Origin of the sequence: Pantoea sp. ANP04, from assembly GCF_041982285.1 — a bacterium.
Classification (GTDB): domain Bacteria; phylum Pseudomonadota; class Gammaproteobacteria; order Enterobacterales; family Enterobacteriaceae; genus Pantoea; species Pantoea eucalypti.
Map to the genome: position 1 here is coordinate 1 of NZ_JAUTYS010000015.1, position 21,562 is coordinate 21,562.

18 protein-coding genes are annotated in these 21,562 nt (G+C 53.2%); 12 read left to right on the forward strand and 6 right to left on the reverse strand.

Features of this window, described 5'->3' with window-relative positions; all coding sequences use genetic code 11:
• The 3 genes from Q7C21_RS18280 to Q7C21_RS18290 all read left to right on the forward strand — a co-directional run.
• The coding region (locus Q7C21_RS18280) for an ATP-binding protein (RefSeq protein ID WP_375151008.1) at nucleotides 1-207 on the forward strand (207 nt) is incomplete at its 5' end.
• Between the two features lie 93 nt (nucleotides 208-300).
• Nucleotides 301-1,434, forward strand: a complete 1,134-nt coding sequence (locus Q7C21_RS18285) for an efflux RND transporter periplasmic adaptor subunit (RefSeq protein ID WP_105100080.1) — start codon at nucleotides 301-303, stop codon at nucleotides 1,432-1,434.
• The gene (locus Q7C21_RS18290; protein WP_375151009.1) at nucleotides 1,431-4,475 is read left to right on the forward strand and encodes an efflux RND transporter permease subunit; all 3,045 of its coding nucleotides are present in this window, start codon (nucleotides 1,431-1,433) and stop codon (nucleotides 4,473-4,475) included. The genes Q7C21_RS18285 and Q7C21_RS18290 overlap by 4 nt, the downstream gene beginning before the upstream one ends.
• Nucleotides 4,476-4,534: 59 nt before the next feature.
• On the opposite strand, the gene Q7C21_RS18295 is transcribed toward Q7C21_RS18290, so the two are convergent.
• Both Q7C21_RS18295 and Q7C21_RS18300 read right to left on the reverse strand, forming a co-directional pair.
• Nucleotides 4,535-4,780: a hypothetical protein gene (locus Q7C21_RS18295; RefSeq protein WP_003850587.1), complete on the reverse strand. Its 246-nt coding sequence runs from the start codon at nucleotides 4,778-4,780 to the stop codon at nucleotides 4,535-4,537.
• 83 nt (nucleotides 4,781-4,863) lie between these two features.
• Nucleotides 4,864-5,757: a LysR family transcriptional regulator gene (locus Q7C21_RS18300; RefSeq protein ID WP_003850589.1), complete on the reverse strand. Its 894-nt coding sequence runs from the start codon at nucleotides 5,755-5,757 to the stop codon at nucleotides 4,864-4,866.
• A gap of 104 nt (nucleotides 5,758-5,861) precedes the next feature.
• Between Q7C21_RS18300 and budA the strand changes: the two genes are divergently transcribed.
• From budA to Q7C21_RS18335, 7 genes are all read left to right on the forward strand, one after another.
• Entirely contained in the window at nucleotides 5,862-6,644 is a 783-nt protein-coding gene (gene budA / locus Q7C21_RS18305) for an acetolactate decarboxylase (protein WP_105100083.1), read from the forward strand.
• A gap of 14 nt (nucleotides 6,645-6,658) precedes the next feature.
• A complete protein-coding gene (gene alsS, locus Q7C21_RS18310) occupies nucleotides 6,659-8,338 on the forward strand; it encodes an acetolactate synthase AlsS (protein ID WP_039661976.1) in 1,680 nt (559 codons plus the stop codon).
• A gap of 23 nt (nucleotides 8,339-8,361) precedes the next feature.
• Entirely contained in the window at nucleotides 8,362-9,135 is a 774-nt protein-coding gene (locus Q7C21_RS18315) for a (S)-acetoin forming diacetyl reductase (protein WP_003850595.1), read from the forward strand.
• Nucleotides 9,136-9,340: 205 nt separating this feature from the next.
• On the forward strand, nucleotides 9,341-10,792 hold the full coding sequence (locus Q7C21_RS18320) for a flagellin (RefSeq protein WP_071778552.1): 1,452 nt from the start codon (nucleotides 9,341-9,343) through the stop codon (nucleotides 10,790-10,792).
• A 339-nt stretch (nucleotides 10,793-11,131) separates the two neighbouring features.
• On the forward strand, nucleotides 11,132-12,445 hold the full coding sequence (locus Q7C21_RS18325; protein ID WP_033762133.1) for a CitMHS family transporter: 1,314 nt from the start codon (nucleotides 11,132-11,134) through the stop codon (nucleotides 12,443-12,445).
• A gap of 103 nt (nucleotides 12,446-12,548) precedes the next feature.
• On the forward strand, nucleotides 12,549-12,800 hold the full coding sequence (gene yefM / locus Q7C21_RS18330; RefSeq protein ID WP_003850602.1) for a YoeB-YefM toxin-antitoxin system antitoxin YefM: 252 nt from the start codon (nucleotides 12,549-12,551) through the stop codon (nucleotides 12,798-12,800).
• Nucleotides 12,797-13,051: a Txe/YoeB family addiction module toxin gene (locus tag Q7C21_RS18335; RefSeq protein WP_003850603.1), complete on the forward strand. Its 255-nt coding sequence runs from the start codon at nucleotides 12,797-12,799 to the stop codon at nucleotides 13,049-13,051. The genes yefM and Q7C21_RS18335 overlap by 4 nt, the downstream gene beginning before the upstream one ends.
• A gap of 117 nt (nucleotides 13,052-13,168) precedes the next feature.
• Here Q7C21_RS18335 and Q7C21_RS18340 read toward each other — a convergent pair whose 3' ends face one another.
• Entirely contained in the window at nucleotides 13,169-15,703 is a 2,535-nt protein-coding gene (locus Q7C21_RS18340) for an excinuclease ABC subunit UvrA (RefSeq protein WP_105100085.1), read from the reverse strand.
• A gap of 743 nt (nucleotides 15,704-16,446) precedes the next feature.
• On the opposite strand from Q7C21_RS18340, the gene Q7C21_RS18345 reads away from it, so the two are divergent.
• The gene (locus tag Q7C21_RS18345; protein WP_008926800.1) at nucleotides 16,447-16,650 is read left to right on the forward strand and encodes a hypothetical protein; all 204 of its coding nucleotides are present in this window, start codon (nucleotides 16,447-16,449) and stop codon (nucleotides 16,648-16,650) included.
• 684 nt (nucleotides 16,651-17,334) lie between these two features.
• The gene (locus tag Q7C21_RS18350) at nucleotides 17,335-17,781 is read left to right on the forward strand and encodes an SgcJ/EcaC family oxidoreductase (protein WP_003850608.1); all 447 of its coding nucleotides are present in this window, start codon (nucleotides 17,335-17,337) and stop codon (nucleotides 17,779-17,781) included.
• A gap of 221 nt (nucleotides 17,782-18,002) precedes the next feature.
• Here the strand turns inward: Q7C21_RS18350 and Q7C21_RS18355 are convergent, their stop codons facing one another.
• From Q7C21_RS18355 to Q7C21_RS18365, 3 genes are all read right to left on the reverse strand, one after another.
• On the reverse strand, nucleotides 18,003-18,599 hold the full coding sequence (locus Q7C21_RS18355) for a helix-turn-helix domain-containing protein (protein ID WP_003850609.1): 597 nt from the start codon (nucleotides 18,597-18,599) through the stop codon (nucleotides 18,003-18,005).
• Nucleotides 18,600-19,101: 502 nt separating this feature from the next.
• Nucleotides 19,102-20,574, reverse strand: a complete 1,473-nt coding sequence (locus Q7C21_RS18360) for a DUF2382 domain-containing protein (protein ID WP_375151010.1) — start codon at nucleotides 20,572-20,574, stop codon at nucleotides 19,102-19,104.
• 291 nt (nucleotides 20,575-20,865) lie between these two features.
• On the reverse strand, nucleotides 20,866-21,435 hold the full coding sequence (locus Q7C21_RS18365) for a pyridoxamine 5'-phosphate oxidase family protein (RefSeq protein ID WP_003850614.1): 570 nt from the start codon (nucleotides 21,433-21,435) through the stop codon (nucleotides 20,866-20,868).
• Nucleotides 21,436-21,562: the final 127 nt, after the last annotated feature.

The following is a 21,562-nucleotide window of genomic DNA, read 5'->3' on the forward strand; positions in this document are numbered from 1 at the left end:
TATGGTCAGGGTGTAGAGCCGGACTTTCTGCCGCAGCTGTTTGATCGCTTTACCCGAGCTGACTCCTCTCGTGCTCGCCACTCTGGCGGCAGCGGGCTGGGATTGTCGATCGCCAAAGCTATCATCGAGGCGCACGGCGGATCACTTCGCGCCACGTTACCCGCTGACGGCGGCCTGTTAATCGGGATAACGCTGCCGGGGAGATAAATTGTTCTGGCTTGACCATTTCTTGATGGTTCATGCAACGTTTCTGGACACAAGCCGGGTTCAATGAGCACAACTCATTAAAGGAACCCGGCTATGACTGATTTAATCCCGGATGCTGCCCGCCAGGTGTGGCGTCACCTTTTTAGTGTTCAGATCTTTGCACCAGCCATGTTTGTGCTGCTTGGCGTGCTCATCATGACTGGCTGCCGGGACAATAATTCTGCCCCGCCCGCTGCCCCGCCGCGACCAGTTAAAACGGTGATTGTTCCGCCGCTCGGAAGTGATGCTTCACTGGTGCTGACCGGAGAAATCCGCGCCCATGAAGAGGTCGCGCTTGCTTTCAGGCTGGATGGCCGGGTCGTGAGTCGTGCGGCTGAACTGGGCGATCGCGTCAGCGCCGGACAACCGCTTGCAGCGCTGGAAAATGATCAGTCACGTAATCAGCTCAGTAGCGCACAGGCCGATCTCGACAGCGCTCGCGCCGCCGAACGGGTCGCCGCACTTAATCTTCATCGAATGCGGCTGTTGATGCCCGGTGGCGCCATCGCCCGCAGCCAGCTTGACAGCGCCCAGGCAGACTGGCAAAGCGCGCAGTCACGCCGTCTCAGCAGCGAAGCAGCGCTAAAAAATGCCCAGGACACTCTCAGCTGGACTCAACTCACTGCACCCACCGCAGGCCGGATCACCGCCATCACGGTTCAGCCTGGCCAGGTGGTCAGCGCTGGACAAAATGTGATGACGCTGGCAGCGGGAGATGCACGCGATGCGGTGTTTGACCTGACCACACCAGCGCTTTTGCGTCCTGACGGCCAAATACCACTAAAGGTGACGCTGCTCGCCGATCCCACCGTGCAGGCCAGCGGCACGGTGCGTGACATCAGCCCACAAGCCGATCCGCAGACCCGCACGTGGCGACTGCGCATCTCGTTGATAAATCCACCTGAGGCGATGGCACCCGGTGCCACGGTCACCGTCAGCCTGCCCGATGCACAACCGCCAGTGATCGCCCTGCCCGCCAGCGCTCTGACCCGTTTCTCAGACAAACCCGCGCTGCTGGTTGTTGATGCAGCGTCACGCTTGCAGCTTCGTCCGGTAGTCCTTGCCCGCTTTAACGCGCATCAAATCTTTGTAACTGCCGGGATCCAGCCGGGCGAGCGCGTTGTGACGGCCGGCGTTAATACCCTGCAGCCCGGCGAAAAGGTCTCGCTGATGCAGGAGGCGCCATGAAAAAACCGGCTGGCTTTAACCTCTCTGGCTGGGCGCTGGCGCATCAGCAACTGGTCATCTTTTTCATGCTGCTGGTGATGGCGGCAGGTGTACTGAGCTATGAACGTCTCTCCCGCAATGAAGATCCGGCGTTTACCATCAAAACTGCCGTCATCTCGGCCCAATGGCCGGGCGCGGACGTGGACAATATGGTGCAACTGGTCACTGACGTACTGGAACAGAAGGTACAGGAGATCCCGTCGCTGGACGCCGTTGAGAGCGAAACCCGCGCCGGGCAAACGGTGATATATGTCAACCTGCGTGATGACACACCACCCTCTCAGGTGGCTGGCACCTGGTATCAGTTACGTAAAAAGATGAAAGACGTTGCCGCTTCACTGCCTCAGGGCGTGCAGGGTCCGGCAGTGAACGATGAGTTTGATGACACCTTCGGCACAATTTATGGGTTTACGGCTGATGGTTTTACCGCCAGAGAGTTGCGCGATCGGGTCGATAACCTGCGGCGAAGTCTGACGAGTCTGCCCGACATCGGAAAAACCACCCTGCTGGGTGTGCAGGAGCAGCAGGTGGTTATCGCCTTTTCCCCGCGCAAGCTAAACGGCATGGGACTCGATTTACAGCAGGTCAGCGACGCCATCAAAGCGCAGAACGACGTGGTACCCGCGGGCAGCCTGCGAACCGACCGTGAGAACATTGCGCTGCGGGTCAGTGGCACCCTGACCTCGGTCGAAAATCTGCGGGCAATTACCCTGCATATCGGAGAGCGTTTCATCCCGCTGACTGAACTGGCTACCATCACTCTTCGACCTGCCGATCCCCCGGCACCCACGTTTCGAGTTAACGGCGTTCCGGCTATCGGGCTGGCGATTTCCATGGCCCCAGGCGGCAACATGCTCGATTTCGGCAAGCAGCTTAACCAGCGCATGCAGACACTGGCCAGTCAGTTACCGCACGGCATCACCCTGACCCGCGTGGCTGACCAGTCATCCGTGGTGAAAAATGCGGTCAGCGGCTTTGTCCGGATACTGGGCGAAGCGGTCGTCATCGTGTTAGCCGTCTCTTTCGTCTCGCTGGGACTGCGTGCTGGTCTGGTGGTGGCAGCGGCCATTCCGCTGGTGCTGGCCATGACCTTTACCGGCATGTTGCTGGCGGGCATCGGCCTGCAACGAATTTCACTGGGTGCGCTGATCATTGCGCTGGGGCTGCTGGTGGATGACGCGATGATCACTGTCGAAGCGATGGTGGCGCGGCTGGAAGCAGGCGACAGTAAGTGGCAGGCCGCGACGTATGCGTTCAAAACCACCGCATTCCCAATGCTGACCGGCACGCTGGTGATGATTGCGGGTTTTATTCCGGTCGGGTTCGCTGCCTCCAGTGCCGGAGAGTACTGCTATTCGCTGTTTGTGGTGATTGCGCTTGCATTGCTTTGCTCGTGGGTGGTCGCAGTAATTTTTTCTCCACTCACCGGCTGCTGGCTGCTGTCTGCAAAGCACATAACAGTCCACCCGTCGCCGGGCGTGCTTGCACGCACTTATCACCGACTTCTGGACGTGATTCTGCGTAACCGACTGGTGACAATGGGCGTGGCAATGGCAGTGCTGTTAGTCAGCCTTTATGCCACCACCTTTATGCAGGGTGAGTTTTTCCCGGCGTCAGACCGCCCCGAATTGCTGGTCAGCCTGACGCTGCCCGCCAATGCCGCGCAGGCCGAAACCCTGCGTCGTACCGTACAACTTGAAAAAATGCTCCAGAATGACCGGGATGTGGCGAACTTCACCAGCTACGTTGGCTCAGGTGCAATCCGCTTCTATCTACCGATGGATGTGCTGCTGGATAATGAAAACATCGCGCAGCTGGTGGTGGTGGCAAAAGATCTCACCGTGCGCGATCGGCTGCGCAGCCGGCTGGAACGAAAACTGGCAGCAGATTTTAACGATATCAGTACTCGCGTCTCACCGCTTGAGCTGGGGCCGCCGGTTGGCTGGCCACTGAAATATCGCATCACCGGTCCGGACAATGCACAGGTTCGGCAGGTCGCCGATCGGCTGGCGGCACAGCTTGCTCGCTCACCGCTGACCCGGGGTGTCAATCTCACCGCCGGAGAGCCAGAACGCGTTATCAGGCTGGCAGTAAACCAGACAGCGGCCCGCGCGGCTGGACTCTCATCAGACACGATAGCCACCGCGCTGAATACACTGATGTCCGGCAGCGTGGTGACCACGCTGCGCGATCGCAACCGCCTGATCGATGTGGTACTGCGCGGCGATGACAAGGCGCGCCAGGACACTGACTTGCTGGCAGGATTGATGATTACCAATGCCAGCGGACAAAAAATTCCGCTGCGGCAGGTCGCGACGCTGAACTGGGGGGTGGACGACCCGGTGATCTGGCGCCGTCAGCGGCTGGCTTACATCACCGTACAGACCGATATCGCACCCGGTCAGCGGGCTGAACAGGTTTCGCAACAGCTTGCGCCAGGTGTCGCTGCTCTGCGTGCTTCACTGCCTGCCGGATATGGTATTGAAGAAGGTGGCGTGGCGGCAGAATCAGACAAAGGCAACGGTTCTGTGTTTGCTCTGTTGCCGGTGACGATCTGCGCCATGCTGATCCTGCTGATGATTCAGCTGCAACGTTTCTCAGGCATGCTGCTGGCGCTAAGCATGGCACCGTTTGGTTTGCCAGGCATCATATCCGCAATGCTGCCTGCGGGTACTCCGCTGGGGTTTGTGGCGCTGCTGGGGATTATTGCACTGGCGGGAATCATCATCCGCAACGCCGTGATTATGATCAGTGAAGTGGATACGAACAGCCGCGCCGGACTTGCCGCTGGTGAAGCTATCCGGCAGGCCGCCCATCACCGGGCGCGTCCAATCGTGCTGACCGCGTGTGCCGCAATCCTGGGCATGATCCCTATTTCTCATCAGGTTTTCTGGGGGCCGATGGCACTGGCGATTATTGGTGGTCTGGTGAGCGGTACGCTGGTGACACTTACGGTATTGCCCGCTGCGTTAAGTCTGATGATGGAACGCCGTTCACGTTAAATCCGTTCAAAAAAAGTCCGGCGATTCTGTACCAGGAACAGCAGAATCGCCGGACGTCCTCAGTTCATCACCTCGACCAGAATCAGTGGGCACTTTCTGACTTTGCAGGCCTGACTGTAGGCCAGCGAGCAGACCGAACAAAGGTCACGCACGTCAGACTGGTACTCATACTCCATGAAATAGCGGAACTGGCCGCCTGCCGAATCTGTTCTCCAGAATCGCTGCGGCTCCAGAATTTCATCCAGTTGCCTGAATGTCAGGGCTGACGGGTTATGAAACCCGACTCTTACGCGATATATAGTCATGCACCGATTATTGGCATCCCGGCTTCGTGCCGCCAGTTGGTTATTGTTTTCATTACAATAGCTGGCGCTTATCAACCCATCTCTTAGTGTGGCGCAGGCAGTTCTGCCAGCATTGCCAGCAGATGCAGCACCGCTTTTGACGGATGAAGCCGACGCCAGGCAAAGGCCACGTCGGTAAACAGCGTGTTGTTTTCGATATCGCAGAAGCTCACGTCGGGGTTATCGACGCAGCGCATCGACTCCGGCACCAGCGCAATCCCGCAGCCGGCCGCAACCATACCCAACGACGTGGTGATTTGCGGCGCCTGCTGGAAGGTGTGGCGCGAAAAGCCCGCCCGCAGACAGGCAGTGACAATCAGCTCATACAGGCTCGGCGAGACGTCACGCGGGAAAATGATCAGGGTTTCATCCGCCAGCGCGGAGAGCGGCACAGTGGGTGTACCGCTTAAGGGATGAGAACGCGGCAGCGCAATCAGCATTTTTTCGGTGGAAATGACACGCAGATTAAACGCTTTGCTGCTTTCGCACGGCAGCCGGATAAAGGCCGCATCCAGTAATCCCTCCTGTAAATCCTGCATCAGCAACGCCATATTCTCTTCACGCGTCAGCAACGTCATCGCGGGATAACGTTCCTTAAACTTATGGATTAGCGTGAAGATGCGCGAATTAAACGCCACCGAACTGGCAAATCCCAGCGACAACTGACCGCTGATCCCGCGCGCAATGCCACGCGCGTTTTCCAGCGCCTGATCGGCCAGCTGCACAATCTGTCGGGCATCCGCCAGAAACGCTTCTCCCGCTTCAGTGAGTTCAACCCCGCGCGTCAGCCGCTTCAACAATGGCGTGCCGATCTCCTGCTCCAGCCGCAATATCTGCTGACTCAGTGGCGGCTGCGATATCCCCAGCAATTCAGCGGCTCGGGTAAAGTGAAGCGTCTCGGCTACGGCAACAAAATAACGCAGATGGCGAAGTTCCATATCAAAAACGTCTCAAAGTTAACAGGTTTCGCTATTGGACCCACCGACTGAATCGGTTCACCATTAGGTTAACACGGCTTAACGGTTAATCGACGAGGCATCAAATGAGCAATTGTGTAACTGATTGTTCCTGCGAGGATCAACTAAAACATACTGTCTTAACGCTTTCCCAGGATGCGCCAGAAAGTGTTATCTATCAGACCTCTTTAATGAGTGCGCTGCTGAGCGGCGTCTATGACGGTAATGTCCGCATTGCCGACCTGCTGCGCAAAGGGGATTTCGGCCTGGGCACCTTCAACCGGCTGGATGGCGAGATGATCGCGTTTGACAGCAAAGTCTATCAGTTGCACGCTGACGGCAGCGCGCATCCAGCCGATCCGGCGCAGAAAACTCCGTTTGCGGTCATGACCTTTTTCAAGCCGCAGCACCTGTTTGAGTTTGACCGGCCGCTGTCACGCGAGGAAATCCATCGGGTGATCGACAGCGAAATCACCTCCGATAACCAGTTCTGTGCGCTACGCATCAGCGGTCGTTTCAGCCGCGTCGATACCCGCACCGTGCCGTGCCAGTGCCGCCCGTATCGATCCATGCCGGAAGTGCTGGACGATCAGCCTACCTTTTCCTTTAGCCAGCGTGCGGGGGAACTGATTGGATTCCGCACGCCGCAATATATGCAGGGCATTAACGTTGCGGGCTATCACGAACATTTTATTACCGACGACCGCGAAGGCGGCGGCCACATTCTCGATTACGCGCTGGAACAGGGCACCCTGACCTTTGGTGCCATCAGCAAGCTGGTCGTGGATCTGCCGCAGGACAGTGACTTTCTCAATGCCGACCTGAACCCCGCCAATCTTGACGCCGCGATCCGAGCGGTAGAAAGCTAATCAGAGGAATGACGATGAAAACTTCAACCGATACCACGCTCTGGACCTGTGGCGCTGACCTGGTGGTCGCGCAACTTGAGGCACAGGGTGTCCAGCATGTCTTTGGCATCCCTGGCGCAAAGATCGATAAGGTTTTTGACTCGCTGCTGGACTCATCCATTCAGACCATACCGGTTCGCCACGAAGCTAACGCCGCGTTTATGGCCGCCGCAGTTGGCCGTCTCACCGGCAACGCGGGTGTGGCGCTGGTTACCTCAGGGCCGGGCTGCTCTAACCTGATCACCGGTATGGCTACCGCCACCAGCGAAGGTGATCCGGTGGTCGCTATCGGCGGCCAGGTGAAACGTTCCGACAGTGCAAAGCAGGTTCATCAGAGCATGGACACCGTTTCGATGTTTCGCCCGATCACCAAATATGCGGTTGAAGTGACCGATCCCTCTGCGCTTTCTGAATGCCTGTCAAATGCGTTTCGCCATGCGGAACATGGCCGCGGCGGCGGTGCCTTTATCAGCCTGCCACAGGATATTGTCGATCAGCCGGTGACCGGCAAAGCGCTGAGCAGTAAAGGCCGTCCGGTGTTAGGTGCCGCGCCAGACGCGATGATTGAGGCAGTCAGCAGGGCGATTGCCGGGGCTAAAAATCCGGTTATCCTGCTGGGATTGATGGCGAGCCAGACGGAGAACAGCGAAGCCATCGACGAGCTACTGACCCGTAGTCATATTCCGGTCACCAGCACCTATCAGGCAGCCGGGGCCGTCAGACAGGATCACTTCTCACGTTTTGCCGGGCGTGTCGGGCTGTTTAATAACCAGGCAGGCGACCGGCTGCTGCAACAGGCTGACCTGATCATTACCATCGGCTACAGCCCGGTAGAATATGAACCTGCGATGTGGAACAGCGGCAATGCCACGTTGATTCATATCGACGTGATACCCGCAGAGACCGACAACCGCTATCTGCCCGATGCGGAGCTGGTGGGGGATATCGCGGCCACGGTGCGTAAACTGGCTGCGCGTATTACTGCGCCACGGCAACTGACTGCAGAAACTGCCTCTATTCTTGACGATCGCCAGCAGCAACGAAAATTACTGGCAATGCAGGGTGCCAGCCTCAATCAGTTTGCCCTGCATCCGCTGCGCATCGTGCGCGCCATGCAGGACATTATTAACAGCGATGTCAGCCTCACCGTTGATATGGGTAGCTTCCACATCTGGATCGCCCGCTATCTCTACAGCTTCCGCGCCCGCCAGATCATGATCTCCAATGGTCAGCAGACCATGGGCGTGGCCCTGCCGTGGGCGATTGGCGCCTGGCTGGTCGATCCGCAACGCAAAGTGGTGTCGGTTTCAGGTGATGGCGGCTTCCTGCAGTCCAGCATGGAGCTGGAAACCGCCGTCCGGTTAAAAGCAAATATTCTGCACATCGTCTGGGTTGATAACGCCTACAACATGGTGGCGATGCAGGAAGAGAAGAAATATCACCGCGTCTCTGGTGTTCATTTTGGCCCGATTGATTTTAAAGCCTACGCAGAAGCATTTGGGGCTGCGGGCTTTGCGGTGACTAGTGCAGCAGAACTGGAGCCTACGCTGCGAAAAGCGATGGATGTTCAGGGACCTGCAGTTGTGGCTGTGCCTGTTGATTACGCTGACAACCCGTTACTGATGGGCCAGCTGCATCTGAGTCAGCTTCTTTAAGTTCATGTAAAAAGGAAATCATGATGAAAAACAGAGTGGCATTTGTGACTGGCGCAGGCCAGGGCATTGGTGAAGCGATCGCCCTGCGTCTGGCGAAAGATGGACTGGCGGTCGCGGTGGCCGATTTCAATCAGGAGACCGCCCGCCAGGTCGCAGACAAGATCAACCAGTTGGGCGGAAAAGCGATAGCCCTGAAGGTCGATGTCTCGCAGCGCGATCAGGTGTTGGCCGCAGTCGAAGAGGCTCGTCTCGCACTGGGTGGTTTTGACGTCATCGTTAACAACGCAGGTATTGCGCCCTCCACGCCAATTGCGGAGATTACCGAAGCGGTGGTCGACAAGGTCTACAACGTCAATGTCAAAGGGGTGATCTGGGGTATGCAGGCCGCGATTAAAGCGTTTGCTGCAGAAGGTCACGGTGGCAAAATCATCAACGCCTGCTCCCAGGCGGGTCACGTTGGTAATCCGGAGCTGGCGGTTTACAGCTCAAGCAAGTTCGCCGTGCGCGGCCTGACACAGACCGCCGCGCGTGATCTGGCGCCTGCAGGGATCACGGTAAATGCCTTTTGCCCGGGTATTGTCAGAACGCCAATGTGGCAAGAGATCGACAGACAGATTTCCGAAGCAGCTGGAAAGCCCGCCGGTTACGGCACGGAGGAATTTGCGAAACGTATTACGCTGGGACGTCTTTCTGAACCGGAAGATGTTGCCGCCTGCGTCGCCTACCTCGCCAGTCCCGACTCCGATTACATGACTGGCCAGTCACTTTTGATTGATGGCGGCATGGTGTTTAACTGATCTGCCCTCGCCTGCTTCGTTCCGGCGCAGCAGGCTCTGCTTCTGCACCCATTAAAACATTAGTTTCTTTTATCTTAAAAACGGTTAGCCATCAGCCTGTTGACCGTTTAATTGCGCCAGACCTGCGTTTTTGTCGCCTGAGAGATTAAAGCTGCTTATTATCCTGCCGATAAAACAGAGACTCCTCTCCCTGTTCAAAGCGACCATGTTAACGATCAACCATAACGAGCCCGCCGCCATCACGAACAAAATGCGGTACAGCACTGACTCTGTTCTGGGACGAACGGTTGAAAGGTTATCATCAGGGATGCGGATTAACAGTGCGAAAGACGATGCGGCAGGTCAGGCGATTGCCAACCGCATGACGGCCAATATCAACGCCGATGCGGTGGTAGCGCGCGGCCTCAATGACGCTATCAGCTATTCCCAGACCGCCAGCGGCGGCCTGGGCAGCATTGTCGATCTGCTGATCCAGGCCCGCACGCTTTCGGTTCAGGCAGCCAACGGCACGCTATCGGATGCGGACAGGCAGAGCGTCAACGGTGCATATCAGCAGATTCTGGCAGGCATCAATGACATCGCGGATCACACCGAGATTTTCGGGCGTTATCCGCTGGCGACCAATAATCCCGATCTGCCTCCTGCGAAACTGGGTAACGTTGACCCTATCAACACGAAGTTCCCGGTTCCAGGCAAGAATTACTCTTTTACCTCCGGCGTGATCCCGCTGGCCTATATTCCGGCAGGCTCGACAGCGATAAGCATCACCATCGACTCGCTGGGTATGGATGACGATCTCCAGCTCTTTACCCGCGACGGTAAGCATCTGGTCGGTACACCGCTGGATGGCAGTGCGCCCGATTACACCTGGGCCAGCAAAGGCATCACCAATGCGGCTACCGCAGATACCCGCCTGCTGACCAGCAAAAACGGTTTTGGCAGCGGTGCGGCATATGACAGTTCGCAACTGCTCGAGGGCGGTACAAGCTGGGCGCTGGCGGGCAGCAACAGCAGCACTTATAACGGCATGAACATCACGTATAGCGGTGATGGCGATCGTTATGAAGATGTCGCCAGCGGCGATTTCAATAACGGGACCATCACCAGTAACCGGCTTGAGCGCATCACGCTGGATACTGTAAACGAAGATTTGATTGTGGTGGTGGTGGGCAATGGCTCTTTCACGGGTAATCTGACCTGGGGAAAACTGCCCGAACCTAAAGGCGTGCCTGAAACGCCGCCACATGAGAGTCGTCCTCTGGAAGTGGTCACCAGCGCAGATTATGGTCAGCCAGTGCAATCGGATACCATCCCGGCTACACCGTCAGATACCAAAACCCTGGGGCTGAACAACACAACACTGCTGAACAGTCAGGACATCTCCAGCACCATGAAAGCGCTGGAGCGCGCGCTGGCGAAGATCAGCGGCTATCAGTCGACTTATGGCGCGAAGATTAACCGTTACGAATCAAATCGTAATGTGCTGGCGCAGCAGGGCGTAGATACTTCAGCAGCTCGCAGCCGCATACAGGATGCGGACTATGCAGAAGAAGCCAGTCAACTGGCTCGCAACCAGATTATTCAGCAGGGCCAGACTGCCGTCAGTAAAATGGCGAACAAAACACCTGAAATGATTATTCAGCTGTTAGGCAGCTAATACTTTCAACCGGCTGGGCGTCCTGGCTCAGCCGTTTTCCCTGTTTCTTCTCCATTAACATCGCCTGATTCGGCCCTCTGCTGGCCCGAAATCCCCGGTTAACCTTCGTCACGCTTTGATCCCAGTCACACAAACTCGTTTAAGATTCGTTTAAGAATGGCCGTGATCACCTTTTTTTGTTAAAAAAATGCTAAATGCTGATAACAATTTAATATCACCATCCTGCGCAGGATTAACTAAAACAACAGGTTAATCGTTACCAGACTAAGTAATTACCTGAATTTTCCTGCCGCCATAAGCACTTTTCATTACTTTTACGCCATTGCGAGGGCTGTTATTTTGCTGACAATACTGGGTTTTACCATGGTTGTTTGCTTCATGTATCTGATCATGACCAAACGCATGTCAGCCTTGATTGCGCTGATTCTGATACCAACCGTATTTGCGCTGATTGGCGGTTTTTACGCGGGCCTGGGTGACATGATGCTGGACGGCGTCAAGAAGCTGGCCCCTACCGGCGTAATGCTGACTTTCTCCATTCTCTATTTTGGTCTGATGATTGATGCCGGACTGTTTGATCCGCTGGTGCGCTTTATTCTCCGGATGGTGCGCGGCGATCCCCTGAAAGTGCTGGTCGGCACGGCGGTGCTGACCCTGCTGGTTTCACTGGATGGTGACAGCTCCACGACGTATATGATCGCTATCGCCGCGTTCCTGCCGCTCTATCACCGGCTGGGTATGAATGTGCTGATGATGACCTGTCTGGTCAACCTCGCCAGCGGTATCATGAACCTCTCGCCATGGGGTGGCCCGACAGCCCGTGCCGCAGCGGCACTGCGCATTGATGCCCTCGACATCTTTATTCCGATGCTTCCGGCCATGTTGCTGGCCTGCGTTAGCCTTGTGGCCATGGCAGTGCTGTTTGGTCTTCGTGAACGTAAGCGTTTAGGCGTGATGACCATGAAAGATCACCATCTCGACAATATTGAACTGGGTCTGGGGGATGCCGAAGAGTGCGCCGCCAATCGCCGGCCAAAAATGTTCTGGCCTAACTTCATCCTGACCACTGTGCTACTGGTGCTGCTGGTGGTTGGGTTAATGCCGATTCAGATCCTGTTTATGCTGGCATTTGCGATAGCGGTGATGCTCAACTATCCCACGCTGGAAGAGCAGAAAGCGCGCATCAGCTCCCATGCCGGTAACGTTCTGGCGGTAACCGCGCTGATTTTTGCCGCCGGTATTTTCACCGGTATCCTTTCCGGCACCGGTATGGTTGATGCAATGGCGAAAAGTTTGCTGGCGGTCATCCCGCACAGCTTTGGCCCTTACCTGGCAGTATTTACCGCGCTGGTCAGCCTGCCGTTCACCTTCTTTATGTCGAATGATGCGTTTTACTTTGGCATTCTGCCCGTTATTGCTCAGACAGCGGCCAGCTATGGCATTACCGCTGAAGAGATTGCTCGCGCTTCCATTGTCGGCCAGCCATTCCACCTGCTGAGCCCGCTGGTACCGTCAGTCTACCTGCTGGTGGGTCTGGCGAAGGTCGACATCGGTGACCATCAGCGCTTTGCAATCAAGTGGGGAATTCTGGTGAGTCTGGTATTGATGGCTGGCGGTCTGCTGACCGGTGCTTTCCCGTTGTTCCACCGTTAATCCTCTGCTTTCGGGTGGATAGCCGGCAATGTTCCCGGTTATTCGCTTCCCGAACTACAACAGTCATTGTACAATGACTTGTATTGTTCATTACGGAGGTTTTATGAGAGCAATCAGTTACAGCGAAGCCAGACAGAATCTTTCTGCCACGATGGTTCAGACAGTTGAAGATAAGGCACCGGTGTTAATCACTCGCCAGAACGGCGAATCCTGCGTGCTGATGTCGCTTGATGAATATAACTCACTGGAAGAGACGGCCTATCTGCTGCGTTCGCCTAAGAATGCTCGCAGATTGATGGATGCTATCGAAAGCCTGCAAAGCGGTAAAGGGACTGACAGGGATATTATTGAGTGAAACTGACCTGGTCCGCAGAAGCCTGGGAAGATTATCTGTACTGGCAGGATACTGATAAAAAAACCGTCAAAAAGATTAACGAACTCCTTAAAGATGCCAGCAGGACGCCTTTTGAAGGCAAGGGAAAACCCGAGCCCCTGAAGCATAATCTTGCGGGATTCTGGTCCCGCAGGATTACGGCGGAACATCGACTGGTCTACGCCGTCACTGAGGAGGCATTATTAATCGCCTCATGCCGTTATCACTACTGACCAGAAGTCGCCTTCCTGACATTGACGATCAACCGAGTGATTCGGTACAGGAAGCATCACACGGTTCCTGCACCCAGACACGGCCCCCATCCCGCAACAGATCGCTATGCCACCCGATTAATCCGGATCGCCTGCCCTCTTTTTCAGCTGCGCCGAAAGCCAGGGAGCTGTCAGACTTTCTGCAGAGAGACTCACCTCTTCCGGTAAGCCGGATGAAACAATCTTTCCTCCCCTGAGCCCCGAGCCGGGCCCCAGATCAATCACCCAGTCCGCTTCAGCCACAATGCGCATAGTATGTTCCGCCATAATCACCGTGTGGCCGCGCTTTACCAGTTCATCGAGCACAATCAGCAGCTTATCCATATCAGACGGGTGCAAACCAGTCGATGGTTCATCAAGCAGATAGAGTGTAGGCGTACGCTGTAAACGCTGCAGTTCCCAGGCGAGTTTGATGCGCTGGCACTCGCCGCCAGACAACTCAGTGGCGGGTTGACCCAGCGTCAGATATCCCAGTCCCAGTGACGTCAAAGCTTTTAACGAACGCTGAATACCGTCATACGCGTGAAAGAGCGCAGTGGCGTCGTCCACGGTCAGAGCAAGCACATCCGCAATCGTCAGGTTGTTCCACTTCACTTCCAGCGTGTCGGGATTATAACGGCCTCCCGCACAGACTGAGCAGGTTGCGGTGGCGCTGGGCATAAACAGCAGCTCAATTGAAATCTGCCCCTGCCCTTCACATGCAGGACAGCGTCCGGCGGGTAAATTGAATGAGAAACGGCTGGCGCTGAAGCCTTTGGCTTTCGCTGCAGGGGTTTCTGCAAACAACCTGCGGATAATGTCGAAAAATCCGGTGTAAGTGGCCAGATTTGATCGAGGCGTTCTGCCAATAGGACGCTGATCGATTCTCACCAGTCGGCCGATGGCGTCACTTCCGCTCACCACCTGTCCTCTGACGTCTGCCACCAGATCCTCTTCCTCGCCCTCGTCGCTGTCAGCGATTTTATCAAAACGTCCGAGCATTTCCGGGAGCACGCGATTCAACAGTGTTGATTTACCGGAACCAGAAACCCCGGTGACAGCTGTCATTCTTGCCAGCGGAATAGCGATATCCATTGCGGAAATATTGTTGCAATGGACCTGCTCAAACCTGAGCCAGCTCTCTGCAGGCCGGCGCTGGCGCAGTCCGGTATAGCTCCGCGAGAAGAGATAGTCAGACGTGGGTGAAGCGATGTTTTTAAGTCCTGCGGGTTCGCCGTTATAAACGATTTCACCGCCATGCGTTCCCGGACCCGGGCCAACCTCAATGAGCCAGTCAGCCTCGGCGATGAGGTCCATATTATGTTCGACAACCACCAGCGAATTACCGGCGCGCACCAGGTTTTTCAGGGAAGTGAGCAGCGCTTTAACATCATCGGGATGCAGGCCGGCAGAAGGCTCATCCAGTACGTAAAGCACGCCAAACAATCGTGATATCAACTGGGTTGCCAGACGCACGCGCTGCAACTCGCCGGATGAGAGCTGGGTGGTCCGGCGGCCCGGTGCCAGATGGCCCAGCCCCAGCGTGTCCAGTTGCTGAAGCCGCATACTGATATCAGACGTCATCCGGATAACCGCCTCCCGCAGGGCAGCCTCTACAGGCAGGTTGGATGAGGTGCCATCAGCATAAGGCTTCAGCAGTTCTGCGAGCGCCGAGACAGAAAGCTCACTCAGGCTGGCAATGTCATAACCCGCAAAGGTGACGGATAAGGCATCCCGATTCAGTCTTTTACCGTGGCACGCTGAACAGGGCGTGACCGTGACATAACGGGCAAGCCGTTTCTTCGTCGTCTCACTGCCACCGGAATAACTCTGTAGTACGATTTTTGCGGCACTGGTGTAGGTCCCGGTATAAGCGGGCTCTTCACCCGCAGCCAACGCTTCTTCACGTTGTTCAGCATTCAGACCGATAAAAATCGGCACCGAAGGCTGTTCGTCCGTCAGCAATATCCACTGCTGGTCACGGGATGAAAGCGTATGCCAGGGCGCATCGACATCGTAACCGAGTGTCTCAAGGATGCTTCGCAGATTTTTGTTATGCCAGCCTCGGGGCCATGACGCGATGGCGCCCTGGCGGATACTCAGTGAGTCATCCGGCACCATTGAGTCGGTTTTGACGGTGTGTACGCTTCCCAGTCCCTGGCAATGCGGACAGGCTCCTTCTGGATTGTTAGGCGAGAAATAATCGGCGGTCATAAAAGGTACACCGTCGGGTCGTGCACCTGCCCGGGAAAACAGCAGACGCAGCGTAACGGAAATTCGGGTGAGGCTGCCCACCGTTGAGCGCTCCTGAGCACCCGCCCGGCTCTGTTGCAGAGCCACCGCAGGCGGAAGTCCATCAATATTATCTACATCCGGTGCCGCGGCCTGATCGATCAGTCTGCGGGCATGGGGCGAAACCGACTCAATAAACCGGCGCTGGGCTTCTGCGTAAAGCGTATCAAAGGCAAGTGACGATTTACCGGAACCTGACACGCCGGTAAACACCACCATGGCGTTGCGGGGAAACCGAAACGAGACATCTTTAAGATTATGCGTTCTTGCACCCTGTACCGAAACATAAGGGTCGATATGCTCATCAGCGCGGTTACGTTCAGCGTTGCGTTGGTCTGTCATGATTTCCCTGTTTAAAAATGCATGGCAGCCTGACATTCGCCTGCCATTAATGATTGAAACATTTCAGATGCTCATCGGGTCTTCAGGCTATCCGGCCCGTTTGAGAATTGAAGCAACAGCAAGGGTAGTCACGGATTTCTATCTTCACAACGCAACAGGTCGTTGAATGACTCCTGATAAATTCTGCTCCGCACTCCTGAATCAGTACATCCCGACCATTTACTACCTGAACCTAATAGTCTGAACCAGAGGCGAAATAGTGCATGACTTTGGTAAATAGAAGTAAAGAGAAGTAAACATAATTTTGCTGATCAGGTGCTGATGCAGGTCTTTAATGGAACCGTGATTTAAAAAACAATCGTTATTTAAATATGAACCCCATACATCTTGTTAGCATTTCCCTCGATAATTTAACGGCAGACTTTAGCTGAGCACCACTGGTTTATTTTACCTATTCAGAACTCATTATTTCCCGCAAACCAAAATAATCATTCAATCAAATGCCAAAAATTAAAGAGATCAATATATTCAATTAGTTAAAAGGTAATCATCTGATTTTCCATTGGTGATAACTATGGATGATTTGATTTAAAATCACTTTACCTATCAATCGCGTTAGCCGACCTCCGTTGACTATCACTCCCCGAAATATAAAGATGTTTCACATCGGGCAAGACGGATATCAATATTAAATTAAGAAAAGTTTATCTCGTCAGTATTATTCAGCATTAAGGATTCATTGAATGCGGACAGACCTTATCATTTCTGAAAATGTCTGCGATGAATATCCTGATGAAATCGATCTTATCTGGATGTATGGGAAAGTTAATCAGCGCATCCGATCAAATGATAATGGAAATGAAAATGGTTACTTTTACAGATCTGAGCGCCTGATGACCGATGTTGAAGGTGCATTCCTTGATGATACAGGAATATTAAACCATTAATCAGCAGATGTTATATTATGAATATTAAATTACATAACAGCGCTTAATTATCGCTGAAAAATTCACCGACAGCGGTGGCGCTTACTATATTACTGGCTACTTCAGTAACGCTTATTTCCAATGACCAAACTTAAATTCTGCAAAAAATTTGAGCACCAGTTCATGCTGATTAAAATTATCGCTTACACCTATGAGCCTCAGCAGCAAAATAGCCAGAAATTGAATAAAAACGCACTTATCAAAATCAGAATGAAATTTTAATTATATATACCAGGTAATAGATAGCGTCATTATCAGATTTTTTAATTTTCATTAAACAGAGACTATATCTCTGAGCTTATCTAAACTCAAAATGTGAGGTGTTCACTATGCGTAAAAACATTCTTTTATTATCAACGTTTTTAGTTTTATTTAACGTATCAGCCGGTGCGATGGCTTCATGAATGCTCAGCCACCGGACTGAGCATTCATGAAGCGGAAAAATCCCTCGCGAAAAAGCGGAAGCAAAAGGGGTTAACTATAAAATAATCGGCGCACACTATGGTAATTATGTGTATCTGATTGCCAAAACGGAGCCGTAATTTTCAGTAATGGTTAATAGCTAAAACGACTTACCGGCTGTGAAGTATATAAAAGTGATATTTCAGTGCCTGTTTCTTAACACACTTCATAAAAGGATAGATTATGAAAAAAAGTATGTTGCTTTTACTGACTGCTTTCTCAGTCAATGCTTTTGCACAGACTACGCAGGATTGTGTAAAAACGGATCAACAAGAGATTGCAGGATTATTTGACCGCTGGAACAACTCTCTGCAGACCGGCGATGCCCACAAAGTAGCTGAAAACTATCTGAGCGATGCGGTTCTTCTGCCCACCCTCTCAAACAAAGTAAGAAAGAGTGATGCGGAGCGTGTGGATTATTTTGAGCATTTTCTGGAGAAAAAACCTGTCGGTAAAATTGAGAGCCGGACCATTCGCACCGGTTGCAACAAGGCAACCGACAGCGGGGTCTATACCTTTACCTTTGCAGATAAGTCTTCAGTAAAAGCGCGCTACACCTTTACCTATGTCTGGGATGGGAAAGCGTGGAAAATCTCGTCGCATCACTCCTCCGCAATGCCGGAAGGCTGAATCTTTGCTGATGCTCAGGCCGGCCTGAGAGATAACTAAAGCGGTAATGGCTTCTTATTACAGCCAGTCAGGCTGGATGTTCAGTGACCCTGCCCGGTGCCCTTTCTCATTCAGGTAAAGGCACCGGGCAAGTGACGCAGGGAATGTCTTAGTGACTGACGAGGATAAAAGGTGATGCTCAGCGCACTGGTCAGCCTTTTGCGAAACGAAAGTGCGCTTTACTAATCAATCAGTTTGCCTTTGTCCAGTTGAACCGCGCCCGTTTCCCGGAGCTTCTTCAATACCCGTGATGCCGTGCTTTTGGATAAAAAAGTGCTATTGGTCAGAAAGTAAAGCACTGAAAATCGCTTTTTTATATGACACGGAAACGCACTCCACCGGCTGATTGCATTAGTGACCTGCACTTCCGAATTGGCATAATGTGACTGAAGGCAGTTCAGCAGATCGGTGTGATAGCCTGACATGATTTTCATAACGTCCGGAAACAGCCCTTTATGGTTTACGAGGCTCCAGAACTGGTTATATTCAATGCTGTAGATTTTTCCGTAGTCGACTTTCTCAATGAATATCGGCGGTGCTTCCAGTGCCGGCATGGCGCCGATGACAAACGGCCCCGTAATGATATTGATGATTTTATTTCCATTTTTTGAACGGATAATAAAATCCCCTTCCTTAATCAGGTATACCTTTCTCTCCTGACCAGTGAAAAAATCGAAGAACTGCTTCCCCCGTGAAAGTCGATCGAATCTTGCCGGTTTAATGTAAGGCTCCATATTATGGATGATATTAAGATGACTTTCCGCAACATGCCTGGACATAAAAAACTTCCTTTTGATTGCTCCTTAACGAATGAAGATAGTATTTAAAAATAATTCAGCTTATGTATAAGCTGGAAATAAAAATAGTCTCAAATGCATACGCTTGTATATATGACTGATTTGTTTTTAGTCACGCCCTGACTTCGTAAACTTCACAAGATTTTAACTTGCTGGCTCGTATGCTACTTATGTGAATAACAATACAGCACTAATCTATTTTTCATATCCACAACCTTTAAAAGAAAAAATTGTGTCGTGATTATCATGTAGAAAAAAACCTTTAATCCAGGCTTAGGGGATGGCAGTTAATAACAAGATCAAACTGCAATATGAATCACTGTATTCGTGTCTTGAGAGGGTGCGTCTTTTAAAGAGGAATTCTTAAAACCATGACATCACCTATCTTTTACGCTTCAGCTGCGGCAAACCGGGCTGGCAATGCCCGACCCGATAAACCGCTGTAATCGTATTTACTCAAAATGTTGCATCCACCGTCATGGCATTACGGTTTTTTGAATTTGTCTTCAACCTTCTCTTTCGCTTCCGCGATTTTATCCCCAGTTTTTTCTGTAAAGCTGTCTTTATGAGCTGGCCCACTTCCTGGTGTTACCAGACGGGTGTTGTAGCCATGGTCAGCGCGAGCCTGACCCGTGCTCTCAACCAGCGGATCGGTCGCAGTGTGATTGCCGGTCACCGGGTCTGCACTTAACGGATCTCTGCTGGCATGGTCAATATCTACTTCCTGACGGCGTACAGAATCATTAATGGTTTCGACACGATCGCTGGCCTCTTTACGCAGCACCACTTCTTCAATAATTTCCGCAGTCTTATTAATGACAGGCTGCTCATGCGACTCTTCCACTTCAACCGTTTTTTCAGACCAATCGACATTGCCCGGTGAGCCTGTTCCGCTGACCGGACGACGGAAGATTTCGGCATGTTGCTCACGCAGCGAAATATTTTCTGATACGGGTTCCGTGACAGTGTAGCGACGAACGCGGGTTGAGCCTTCACTGACCAGACGTTTGCCTACTTCCAGACGTTCTTCTGCCAGCCGCAGCACGTCTTCGTTACTTTCATCACCGGTTAATGGAGTACGACCCGCGACACGATGAGCCGGTTCAGTATGAAGTAGTTCGACTGCTGCGCTATCCTGAAACGTTCCGCTAGCGGGTGCAGTCAGGCCATCATTTGTTACGTCGTCGTCAGGTAACGCAGCACGACGTTCTGTCAGTTCTTCATGCGCATCAAGGATACCTAACGCTCGCGGTAGCTCATCTTCATCCGCCCGAAGCGACAGCACTACACCGCCAGTACGCATCGCGTCTTCATAGACTTCGGCCTGATCTTCTTCCAGCGTATTGCCAAACAGGCGCTGCCAGAAACCAGGGTGACGGGCTTCGTGTCCTTCAGTACGCAAGCGATCGCCGGAAATGATGTCAATGTCATCATCCAGGAAACCGGCCTTAATAAGGTTACGCTTTGCACCCTCAGCCAGTGAGAGACTGCTGAACATTGTGACGATTGTTTCACGTGCCATGTTGTGTTCCTCGATGATGGATTTGGACGGCTCTGAGTGGGATGTTCGGGTCAGATAAGCGTGCTGTTTACGCAGGGTGACGATCTCTTCTGTCTCTTCAATGCTGACAACCTTGCGGATATGCCACTCCTCTTTCAGCACCAGATGACGAACAATCTCGATTTCCTCTTCGACGATTGGAATGATCAGCACACCATTCTCTTCACGGATCTCCGGCATCGCCGTCAGCCGCTCCGACTTAGTAATGCGGTCAATCTCCGCTGTCTGATGCCGGAGCATCAGCGCAATTTTTTGCTGATGCTCGGTGACCTGTCGGGTAACTCTGACATGGCCATCAGTGACCCGCTGTCTGGAAATCTCAATGACTTCTTCCGCCAGTCTTATTACCTGGTCGTTACCCTCTGACCCTGGTTCTTCAGGAGGTTGATTGTTCATGGTTAACCTGCCTGTAATACAGAGCGATCATTTGTACTTTTCCTGACCTTGAGCATAAGTGACTGCTTTCCGGCTGATTAAAGCCTGGCACAAAGAACTACAAAAGATAGAAAAATACAGAAAAATGCAGGCAATTTAAGTAAAAGTGTCGCTAAAAGACGCTAAGCGATGCGGCAGATCAAATCACTAATCGCAGCGGGAAACAGTCAAATCTGTTTTGCTGCTTCCCGGGGAGAATAAAGAGATAGGATCAGGGATTAACCGGGTATGACGTAAATCAGCTACCTCACATCACGGGTTGAGCCATTCACTTTCCTGCAAGCTTCCATGAGGAGAGTAATGAAACAGGGCACGCTGATTATCATTTCGCTGAAGCTGATAAGCGTCCAGTACGCTGACCCGCACGATCACCACGCCAAAGCGAGACGCTCCCGACTCCACGGCTGTCGCTTCGCGTCTCTCATCAGCGGCTACCCGTACTTCACCCGGTGGTCCACCGGTGTAAGTCTGCTGCGTATGCTGCGGTAACTCACGCCACGCTGACCGGGCAACATCACTCCCTGCCGCATAGCACTCAACCCGACCCACCATCCGCAACTGCAGGCGCCGCTGATGACAATATCCCAGCACGCTAACCTGCGGGTTAGCCGCCATCTCCTGCCACTTCGGGCTGCGGACATCGGTATGAAATGTCAGCATCCGGTGGCTGTCATCACACTGGCGCAGCACCACGATGCGCGCCTGTGGTTGCTGCGCACTATCTACGGTACAGAGCGTCAGATAACGAAACCCGCTCTGTGGATCGGCTGCGCCAGCCACCAGTTCCGCCCAGGCGGTTGCTTCAAACGTTTTCAGATCCATTGGATATTATTCTCATCAGTGTCGGCTTTCAGCCATCTGGCTAAAAGCGTAGCAACGAAGTGGGCAGATGAACGTTCATCGCAGCGATATCGGCAAATGCGCCCAGCGAAGACAGGCGGTCAACACT

What these genes read in the sequence shown, in the direction of transcription:
- Q7C21_RS18355 (WP_003850609.1), bottom strand. Translation starts at nt 18,599, where the DNA reads ATGTCCAGGCATGTTGCGGAAAGTCATCTTAATATCATCCATAATATG.
- Q7C21_RS18345 (WP_008926800.1), top strand. Translation starts at nt 16,447, where the DNA reads ATGCGGACAGACCTTATCATTTCTGAAAATGTCTGCGATGAATATCCT.
- Q7C21_RS18350 (WP_003850608.1), top strand. Translation starts at nt 17,335, where the DNA reads ATGAAAAAAAGTATGTTGCTTTTACTGACTGCTTTCTCAGTCAATGCT.
- Q7C21_RS18300 (WP_003850589.1), bottom strand. Translation starts at nt 5,757, where the DNA reads ATGGAACTTCGCCATCTGCGTTATTTTGTTGCCGTAGCCGAGACGCTT.
- Q7C21_RS18295 (WP_003850587.1), bottom strand. Translation starts at nt 4,780, where the DNA reads ATGACTATATATCGCGTAAGAGTCGGGTTTCATAACCCGTCAGCCCTG.
- Q7C21_RS18320 (WP_071778552.1), top strand. Translation starts at nt 9,341, where the DNA reads ATGTTAACGATCAACCATAACGAGCCCGCCGCCATCACGAACAAAATG.
- alsS (WP_039661976.1), top strand. Translation starts at nt 6,659, where the DNA reads ATGAAAACTTCAACCGATACCACGCTCTGGACCTGTGGCGCTGACCTG.
- Q7C21_RS18365 (WP_003850614.1), bottom strand. Translation starts at nt 21,435, where the DNA reads ATGGATCTGAAAACGTTTGAAGCAACCGCCTGGGCGGAACTGGTGGCT.
- Q7C21_RS18360 (WP_375151010.1), bottom strand. Translation starts at nt 20,574, where the DNA reads ATGAACAATCAACCTCCTGAAGAACCAGGGTCAGAGGGTAACGACCAG.
- Q7C21_RS18290 (WP_375151009.1), top strand. Translation starts at nt 1,431, where the DNA reads ATGAAAAAACCGGCTGGCTTTAACCTCTCTGGCTGGGCGCTGGCGCAT.
- Q7C21_RS18285 (WP_105100080.1), top strand. Translation starts at nt 301, where the DNA reads ATGACTGATTTAATCCCGGATGCTGCCCGCCAGGTGTGGCGTCACCTT.
- budA (WP_105100083.1), top strand. Translation starts at nt 5,862, where the DNA reads ATGAGCAATTGTGTAACTGATTGTTCCTGCGAGGATCAACTAAAACAT.
- Q7C21_RS18340 (WP_105100085.1), bottom strand. Translation starts at nt 15,703, where the DNA reads ATGACAGACCAACGCAACGCTGAACGTAACCGCGCTGATGAGCATATC.
- Q7C21_RS18315 (WP_003850595.1), top strand. Translation starts at nt 8,362, where the DNA reads ATGAAAAACAGAGTGGCATTTGTGACTGGCGCAGGCCAGGGCATTGGT.
- yefM (WP_003850602.1), top strand. Translation starts at nt 12,549, where the DNA reads ATGAGAGCAATCAGTTACAGCGAAGCCAGACAGAATCTTTCTGCCACG.